The sequence below is a fragment of the Flavobacterium sp. 22659 genome (assembly GCF_052044235.1).
Lineage (GTDB): Bacteria > Bacteroidota > Bacteroidia > Flavobacteriales > Flavobacteriaceae > Flavobacterium > Flavobacterium johnsoniae.
Genome location: NZ_JBQEMU010000001.1, coordinates 21,388 through 29,274, shown reverse-complemented (window position 1 = coordinate 29,274; position 7,887 = coordinate 21,388). Strand labels below are relative to the sequence as shown.

9 protein-coding genes are annotated in these 7,887 nt (G+C 33.6%); 3 read left to right on the top strand and 6 right to left on the bottom strand.

What is annotated here, in order from left to right:
- Positions 1 to 163 precede the first annotated feature (163 nt).
- Positions 164 to 682 carry a shikimate kinase gene (locus ACTJIW_RS00160; RefSeq protein WP_073408848.1) on the top strand — a complete coding sequence of 173 codons (519 nt, stop codon included), beginning with the start codon at positions 164 to 166 and terminating at the stop codon, positions 680 to 682.
- On the opposite strand, the gene ACTJIW_RS00155 is transcribed toward ACTJIW_RS00160, so the two are convergent.
- Together ACTJIW_RS00155 and ACTJIW_RS00150 are read right to left on the bottom strand one after the other, a co-directional pair.
- A complete protein-coding gene (locus tag ACTJIW_RS00155; RefSeq protein ID WP_011921570.1) occupies positions 674 to 1,174 on the bottom strand; it encodes a phosphoribosyltransferase domain-containing protein in 501 nt (166 codons plus the stop codon). The two genes, ACTJIW_RS00160 and ACTJIW_RS00155, sit on opposite strands and share 9 nt — an antisense overlap.
- Before the next feature lie 74 nt (positions 1,175 to 1,248).
- Positions 1,249 to 1,644, bottom strand: coding sequence for an RNA-binding S4 domain-containing protein (locus ACTJIW_RS00150; RefSeq protein ID WP_011921569.1), 396 nt, complete (start codon positions 1,642 to 1,644; stop codon positions 1,249 to 1,251).
- A 79-nt stretch (positions 1,645 to 1,723) separates the two neighbouring features.
- On the opposite strand from ACTJIW_RS00150, the gene ACTJIW_RS00145 reads away from it, so the two are divergent.
- Positions 1,724 to 2,890, top strand: coding sequence for an FKBP-type peptidyl-prolyl cis-trans isomerase (locus ACTJIW_RS00145; RefSeq protein ID WP_440715423.1), 1,167 nt, complete (start codon positions 1,724 to 1,726; stop codon positions 2,888 to 2,890).
- Between the two features lie 188 nt (positions 2,891 to 3,078).
- On the opposite strand, the gene ACTJIW_RS00140 is transcribed toward ACTJIW_RS00145, so the two are convergent.
- The 4 genes from ACTJIW_RS00140 to ACTJIW_RS00125 all read right to left on the bottom strand — a co-directional run bounded on the left by ACTJIW_RS00140 (position 3,079) and on the right by ACTJIW_RS00125 (position 6,532).
- On the bottom strand, positions 3,079 to 4,032 hold the full coding sequence (locus tag ACTJIW_RS00140) for a transketolase family protein (protein WP_011921567.1): 954 nt from the start codon (positions 4,030 to 4,032) through the stop codon (positions 3,079 to 3,081).
- Positions 4,033 to 4,105: 73 nt separating this feature from the next.
- On the bottom strand, positions 4,106 to 4,954 hold the full coding sequence (locus ACTJIW_RS00135) for a transketolase (protein WP_011921566.1): 849 nt from the start codon (positions 4,952 to 4,954) through the stop codon (positions 4,106 to 4,108).
- 249 nt (positions 4,955 to 5,203) lie between these two features.
- The gene (locus ACTJIW_RS00130) at positions 5,204 to 5,506 is read right to left on the bottom strand and encodes a hypothetical protein (protein WP_011921565.1); all 303 of its coding nucleotides are present in this window, start codon (positions 5,504 to 5,506) and stop codon (positions 5,204 to 5,206) included.
- A 102-nt stretch (positions 5,507 to 5,608) separates the two neighbouring features.
- Complete coding sequence (locus ACTJIW_RS00125; RefSeq protein ID WP_440715424.1) at positions 5,609 to 6,532, bottom strand: polysaccharide deacetylase family protein; 924 nt, start codon at positions 6,530 to 6,532, stop codon at positions 5,609 to 5,611.
- Between the two features lie 159 nt (positions 6,533 to 6,691).
- On the opposite strand from ACTJIW_RS00125, the gene tgt reads away from it, so the two are divergent.
- Positions 6,692 to 7,822, top strand: coding sequence for a tRNA guanosine(34) transglycosylase Tgt (tgt, locus tag ACTJIW_RS00120; protein ID WP_011921563.1), 1,131 nt, complete (start codon positions 6,692 to 6,694; stop codon positions 7,820 to 7,822).
- Positions 7,823 to 7,887 lie beyond the last annotated feature (65 nt).

Below are 7,887 nucleotides of genomic sequence, written 5' to 3'. Positions count from 1 at the left end.
TAAAAGTGATGTGCTCTACCGACTGAGCTATCGAGTCATTTAATTCCTTGAATGCGGGTGCAAATATAAGGAGTTTTTTTTGAAGTTTCCAAGCAATTTTATCATAAATTTGTCTTTTTTTTGGAAAAGTTTCCAATCGCTTAGTTTATAAGGTTTTATTAATATGAAAAAAATTGTATTGTTAGGTTACATGGGCTGCGGAAAGTCTACAATTGCCCAAAATTTGTCAAAAATCACTCAAATTCCGTTTTTAGATTTGGATATCTGTATCGAAAAAAGAGCAAATTTGTCGATAAAAGAGATTTTTGAACAGCACGGAGAGATCTATTTTAGAAAATTAGAGCACGAAATGTTTCTTGAATTACTTCAATCTTCAGAAAATGCTATTATAGGTTTGGGTGGAGGAACTCCATGTTACGCTAATAATCATTTATTACTGCAGCGAGACGATATTGTTTCGGTTTATTTAAAAGCTTCTATTGATACTTTATATAATAGATTGGTACATAATAAAAGTAAACGTCCTTTAATTGCTAATATGGACGAAGACGAAATGAAAGAATTTATCGCAAAGCATTTATTCGACAGAAGCTTTTATTACAACCATGCACAGCATAAAGTGGCAGTTGATAATAGAACAATTGACGAAACGGTTCAGGATATTTTGGATATTTTAGCTTAGAAAAGCATAATTGTCTCCGTTTTCATCAAAAACAACCTGAACGTGTTCTAATAAAGAAGTTGATAAAGAGATTCCTTTAAAATCTGCTTTTACAGGGTATTTTTTATGATTTCTGTCAACAAGTACTGCTGTTTTGAATTTTTTAAGCGGAACGTCAAGGAAATGGCGGACAGCATAAATTAAAGTAGTTCCTGAGTTTAATACATCATCAACCAGCACAAGTCCTTTATTTTTATAATCTTCTTTGCTTAAAGAAGTCTGAATAGGGGACTGTGGGTTTTGTTTGTCAATTTTGACTTCGCAAAGAGACACTTTTAATGTTGAAATTGTGCGTAAAGATTCTGCTAGTTTTTGAGCAAAAACAGAACCATTAGATGCGATTCCTGCAATTACAACTTCTTCTTCGTCAACAAAGGTTTCGTAGATTTGATAAGCGATACGTTTTATTTTGTGTTCGATTTCCTGATTTGTTAAGATGATGTTTTTGCTCATGATTATTTTTTTTGCTAAAATACAATTACAATTTTAGATTTTAGATTGTAGAATTCAGATTTTTGAATTGAAATTTAAATTTCATCTTCGTTTTCTTCGTCAATAAAATCATTTCCGTAATCGTCGATATCTCTTCTGTCTTTTTTAGTTGGTCTTCCTGTTCCGCTTTTACGGTAATGTTCTTTAGAAAGTTTCAACAGTTCTAAATGTTCGTAAGCTTCCGGCGGTGTTTCGTTTTTTCGGTATATATCAACGAGTTTTGCGCCTACACGGCTTTCAGGAATATCTAATACCGTTATAATTTGTGTAATTTGATCTTTTCTAAAGGTAATTCTGTCAGTAGGGAAAACCTCTTTTGATGGTTTTGCAACTAGCCCGTTTACAGTGATTTGGTTCTTTTTACAAGCTTCGGTTACCATATTTCTGGTCTTGTAATAACGAACGCACCATAAGTATTTATCTATTCTCATAATTTTTCTAAAATCCAAGTTAAATTCTTTACAAAAATAAATCAATATTGTATCTTGCGCACCTAAAAAATTAACAATAATGAATAAATTTAAATATTATTTTGTTTTATTACTCGCAGGACTTGCAATTGTATCTTGTAATAAAAAGGATGATGATGAAGAGATTGTGCCTCTAAGAGATTATCAAGAACAATATAATACTGATAATGCAAATATTGAAGAATATTTAAATACCTATTTTATAACAGTAACAGATGCTCCGGGAGAACAAACTGATCAGGATGTTACATTTACTAAAATTACTGATCCTTCAACGCAGCCTTCAATAATGTCTTACCTTAATAGTCCAACATTTCCAAAGCTGTTAAAAAGAGAAGTGCCTATGCATGGTATTGTATATCAAATGTATTATTTGGTTTTGAGAGAAGGTACCGGGACTTCGCCAATGAATACTGACGGGGCATTTACATCATATAGAGGTGAGTATTTAACTCGTGTTGCAAAAACAGATACTGAGGCAGAACATTTGTCAACAACGTTTTTTGAGCAGGTTTTATTTCCAACTAATGCGTTAGATTTATACGGTACAATTACAGGCTGGAGCGAGGCTTTTCCTCAATTTAAAACAGGAACTGCTACAATGAAACCTGACGGCAGTATGAAATATGAAAATTTTGGTGCAGGAGTATTATTTATTCCTTCTGGTTTAGGTTATTATGGTTCGGGAGCAAGTGCAATCCCGGCTTATTCTCCTTTAATTTTTAGTATTAAATTATATGATTTAACTCGTTTGGATCATGATCTAGATGGTGTTTTTGATTTTGAAGAAGATATTAGTGGAGATGGATATGTGTATGATTTTAGAAATACAACAAAATATCCTACACCTCCTGCAAATCAATATGATGATGATACAGATAAAGATGGTATCGCAGATTTCTTAGATACAGATGATGATGGTGACGGTTATTCTACTCTTTTTGAAATTACAAAACCTACTGGAACTGAATTTTTAGGTGGTACGAGTAAATATTATCCATACAATCCTGTTTCAGATAATCCTGCTACGCCAAATTATGATGAAACAGAAATATATGGTATTCCTAGAAGACCAACAGGAGAATTAACAAATCCTAATTTACCTGAGTCTATAAATAATCCTAGAAAGTTTATTGAAGATGATTTTTTAGCTGCTGGAAGAAAAAGAATTCATTTAGATAATACATATCCTTATAAAAAGAATTAAGGAAGCGAAATAAATAGAATAAAAAACCTCGAAATTCAAATTTCGAGGTTTTTTTTATGACGTTTTTCAATCCTCGCAAGCTTATATTCAAATGTTTTTTGCCGGTGAATTCAATTGAATTTGATACCGCTGGAAAAAGAAAAGCCTCGAAATTTGAGTTTCGAGGCTTTTTTGTATGTATGAAAAGATTACTTTCTTTTGATAACTTTTTCTACAGCTTCAACAATCGCTTGATTGTTTAATTTGTATTTTTCCATTAACTGCTCTGGAGTTCCAGATTCACCAAAACTATCTTTTACAGCAACAAATTCTTGTGGAGTTGGATTGTTTAAAGCTAATACGCCTGAAACGCTTTCTCCAAGACCTCCAAGGTAGTTGTGCTCTTCTGCAGTTACTACACATCTTGTTTTAGCAACCGATTTAAGGATTGCTTCTTCATCAAGAGGCTTAATAGTGTGAATGTTGATTACTTCTGCAGAAATTCCTTTTGCTTCTAAAGCTTCAGCAGCAATAAGAGCTTCCCAAACTAAGTGTCCTGTTGCGATAATCGTAACATCTGTTCCTTCGTTTAATAAAATTGCTTTTCCAATTACGAATGGTTCGTCAGCTGGAGTAAAGTTCGCTACAACTGGACGTCCAAAACGTAAGTAGGCTGGACCATGGTGATCTGCTAATGCAATTGTAGCCGCTTTAGTCTGATTGTAATCACAAGTGTTGATTACTGTCATTCCAGGAAGCATTTTCATTAATCCGATGTCTTCTAAGATTTGGTGAGTTGCACCATCTTCTCCTAAAGTTAAACCAGCATGAGAAGCACAGATTTTTACATTTTTATCTGAATAAGCAACAGATTGACGAATTTGATCGTAAACTCTTCCTGTAGAGAAGTTAGCAAAAGTTCCAGTAAATGGAATTTTTCCTCCAATTGTTAAACCTGCAGCGATTCCAATCATGTTTGCTTCAGCAATTCCAATTTGGAAAAAACGCTCTGGGTGATTCTTTTTGAAATCATCAAATTTTAATGATCCAATTAAGTCAGCACATAATGCTACAACATTTTCATTTTTTTGACCTAGTTCAGTCATTCCCGCTCCAAAACCAGAACGAGTATCTTTACTTCCTGTATTTTCGTATTTTTTCATTTTGTTTTTTGCTATACGCAATAGGCTGTAGGCAATAGGCTTAAAGCTTAATGCTTACTGCTTAAAGCATTTTTTAATAATCCGCTAAAGTTGAAACGTTTTGAGCTAAAGCACTAGCCAATTGGTCATTGTTTGGTGCTTTACCGTGCCAAGCATGAGTGTGCATCATGAAATCTACACCATTACCCATTTCTGTATGTAATAAAATACAAACTGGTTTTCCTTTTCCTGTTCTTGATTTAGCATCAGTTAAGCCAGCGATGATAGCATCAATGCTGTTTCCTTCTTTAATTTCTAAAACATCCCAGTCAAAAGCTTCAAATTTAGCGCGGATACTTCCCATTGGTAAAACTTCATCGGTTGTTCCGTCGATTTGTTTTCCGTTAAGGTCGATTGTTGCAATAATGTTGTCTACTTTTTTAGCAGAAGCGTACATAATAGCTTCCCAGTTTTGACCTTCTTGTAATTCTCCGTCTCCGTGTAAACTATATACAATATGATTGTCTTTGTTTAATTTTTTAGCTTGCGCTGCTCCAAGAGCTACAGATAAACCTTGTCCTAATGAGCCAGACGCAATACGAACTCCAGGTAAACCTTCGTGAGTAGTTGGGTGTCCCTGTAAACGAGAATCTAATAATCTGAATGTAGCTAATTCTGAAACTGGAAAATAACCGCTGCGTGCTAGAACGCTGTAAAAGACAGGAGAGATGTGTCCGTTTGAAAGGAAAAATAAATCTTCTCCAATTCCGTCCATATCAAAACCTTCTTTGCGGTCCATTATATTTTGATATAGTGTTACCAAAAATTCAGTACAACCTAAAGAACCACCTGGGTGTCCAGAGTTTACAGCATGTACCATTCTAAGAATATCTCTTCTTACTTGGATCGTTAAATCGCTTAATTGTTGTGTGTTAGGCTTCATTTTATATGTAAAATTTTAAACTGTAGCAAAAGTAACGGATATTTTGTGGGGAGACAAATGATTTTCTGCTTTAGTTTGTTTCAATTGTTAAATTTTTTTGCTCTTTTTTTATCAGATTTGGAAAAAATACAAGAAGTTGATAATTGCATATAAAAATTTTGCCGCAGATTAAATGAATTAAATGATTTTAGAAATCAACTGAATTCGTTTAATCTGCGGCAAAAAATATTCTCGAAATTGATATACTTTTTAATTCGTATCGCTTTCGCTGTAATAGTTGTTTTCTTCATCTTCAGAACCAATGTCTTCCTGCTGGTCGTCTAGTTCAGAACCTGGAACATCTAAATCGTTGCCAATTTTATCACTGTTCTGTTTCCATTCGTGATTGTCATTGTTAATTATTCTTTCTCCGGAAATATCTTGAGGGTCAATATCTTCTAATCTTTCTTCTTGATTGTAAATATCTTCGTTTGCTGGGTAATCCATGTTTTCAAGGTTTTTTTCAATTTTTTCATCCTTGATGTCATCTAATTTATCTTCTGAGTTTATCATGATTTCTATATTTAAAATGTTCTTAATAAAGTTATGAAATCTATGGTTTGAGTTCTTATATTTTTAAAATCAGAATCTTATAGTATTCGCATCAATATAAATTCATCTAATGGAAGAGATTTCTTTCCAGGTAATTAATTGAATGTTATTTTTTTTAAGTTTTGCTTTGCATTCATCGCTGGTGAAAAAATCAAAATCTATTTGACGCCATTCTGAACCAAAATTAGGATGGTTAACCGTAATTCCCTGCATTTCAAAATCATCATATGCAGGATGAAGCAGGAAAACATTGAATCCCGAAATAATATTGTCTAAGGCTTTTTCATATGATTTTCTAAGTTCACCTTTTTCGAAATCTGCATAATATCCAATAAGAAGATTATCAGCTAAAAGAGTGTCTTCAAAATTGTATTGTTTATCAGATAAACTTATAGATTCTACAAAACCTTTATTAATGAAAACCGGTAAGTTGTATGTTTTTCCTAATTCTCTATAAATATCTAAAATTTCTGGTGTTACACCAACACTGCACATATGTGAATCCAGATGTGTGGGCTGAATGCCAAATTGCAGCGCTTTTTCAATTTGAGCAATAAATTCTTTTTTAATTTCAGAAAGTTTAGCGTTGTCTTTAAAATCTTTTCTGGTTTTATAAAAATAACCGTTTTGATCTGCTAAGCTAGAAACTTCGGAAATAGGAAGGACGGGGCCAAACTTGTAATTTTCCCATTCGCAAGTCAGAGTTAAATGAATACCGCAATCAAAATCCGGATTGTTTTTAGCAAATTCAGCCATTTCGTAAAACCACGGACAAGGAACCATAATGCTATAAGAGTTTACAGATCCGTTTTGAAGTGCTTTTATTGTAGCCTGATTTTCTGAATGTGATAATCCGGCGTCATCAGCATGAATAATTAATAGTTTGGCATTTTCGGGATATCCAAGTTTTTGAGCTAAATTCATTTGATTTTTTATTGTTGCGGATATACTGTGTGAAGACCTTGGCTGAACTCTGTCTGACAGCATTACATTTCATTTTTAATAGATTTTACTCAAATTTAAAAATTTCTGAAGTTTAGCTTTTATGTTGTTTTCGAATTAACTCAATTTTATAATTGACAAATAATCTAATTAATTAAATTTCCGTGAAATTAGATTATCTTTGCCGACTGAAAAAAGAAACAAATGAAGTTCGATTTATTACAAAAAGATCCGCAGTCGAAAGCAAGAGCGGGAAGTATTACTACAGATCACGGCGTAATTGAAACGCCTATTTTTATGCCAGTTGGAACGGTCGCATCTGTAAAAGGTGTGCATCAGCGTGAGCTTAAAGAAGAAATAAATCCGGATATTATTCTAGGAAACACTTACCATTTATATTTACGTCCGCAGACTGAAATTCTTGAAAAGGCAGGCGGACTGCACAAATTCATGAACTGGGATCGTAATATTTTGACCGATTCTGGAGGATATCAAGTATATTCTCTTTCTTCAAATAGAAAAATTAAGGAAGAAGGGGTAAAGTTTAAATCACATATTGACGGTTCATATCACTTTTTTACGCCAGAAAATGTAATGGAAATTCAGCGTACGATTGGAGCCGATATTATTATGGCTTTTGATGAATGTACGCCTTATCCTTGTGATTACCGTTATGCACAGCGTTCTATGCACATGACGCACCGCTGGTTAGATCGTTGTATCAATCATTTGGAAAAAGTTCCTTATAAATACGGTTACGAACAAACGTTTTTTCCAATTGTTCAGGGAAGTACTTATAAAGATTTACGCCGCCAGTCAGCAGAATATATTGCTAACGCTGGCCAGCAGGGAAATGCAATTGGCGGACTTTCTGTTGGTGAACCTGCAGAAGAAATGTATGCTATGACTGAGGTTGTCTGCGAAATTCTTCCTGAAGATAAACCTCGTTATTTAATGGGAGTTGGTACTCCTATAAATATATTAGAAAATATTGCGTTAGGAATTGATATGTTTGATTGTGTTATGCCAACGCGTAATGCGAGAAACGGAATGTTGTTTACAGCAAACGGAACAATTAATATCAAGAACAAAAAGTGGGAAGCAGATTTTTCTCCAATTGACGAAATGGCGCATACTTTTGTTGATACAGAATATTCAAAAGCGTATTTACGCCACTTGTTTGCTGCAAACGAATATTTAGGAAAACAAATTGCAACGATACATAATCTTGGTTTCTATATGTGGTTGGTTCGTGAAGCTAGAAAACATATCTTAGCGGGCGATTTTAGACCATGGAAAGAAATGATGGTTAAAAATATGAGTCAAAGACTATAAAATGCGTTAATTTGTTTAATCGTTTATTCGGTTAAACGGTTAAACAAATAATCGATTAAACTTTG